The sequence below is a fragment of the Oleiphilus sp. HI0125 genome, from assembly GCF_001635355.1.
The window spans coordinates 1-688 of the sequence record NZ_LWGF01000190.1; the positions used below are offsets into that span (position 1 = coordinate 1).

Genomic DNA, 688 nt, shown 5'->3' on the forward strand with positions numbered 1-688 from the left:
TGTGTATGCAACATCTGAGATACTCAGCGTATCGCCATCAACATCCGACGCTCCCGTTAACAGATCCCCATCTGTAAGCGTGATCGTCCCGTCTTCGTTCATCTGGAAATTCTGATCCTGCGCGACCGGCAGATCATTCACTGGGTTCACTGTCAAATCGATATTGGCTGCAACTGTCGCTTCGCCATCGAAGACACCAAAACTAATATCAAATGCACCGTTGAGATCTGAATTTGGCGTTAATGTGAAGGATCCATCGGTATTAGCCGTAATCGACACATTTCCATCAATACTCTGCAAATTAACGGCAACAAGGTCATCGCCTTCAATATCGCTAGCTTGCACCAAGAGCTGTTCTTGGCTCAGTGTGATACTTTCATCTTCGTTAATAGCATAAGCCAAATCTCCGACCACAGGCGGATCATTAATGGGTAATACATCAATACTCGCCGTCGTAGTATCTGTTAGTTCGCCATCCGAGATTGTTACGCCAAGAACAATCTCTCCATTAAAATTCTGATTTGGCGCAAAGGTAAAATATGGCTGACCCTCGGAATCCTGATGTGCTTGGAAAATACCATCAGATCCAGTATACGTAACCTCTTCGAGACGCACACCAATTTCAATATCATACGAATTGGCTAAGAGTTGATCTGATGTAATGGTGATAACACTGTCCTCGTCCATT

General features: G+C 44.5%; 1 protein-coding gene. It reads right to left on the minus strand.

What is annotated here, in order from left to right:
- The coding region (locus A3762_RS02945) for a cadherin-like domain-containing protein (protein ID WP_156493175.1) at positions 1 to 688 on the minus strand (688 nt) is incomplete at both ends.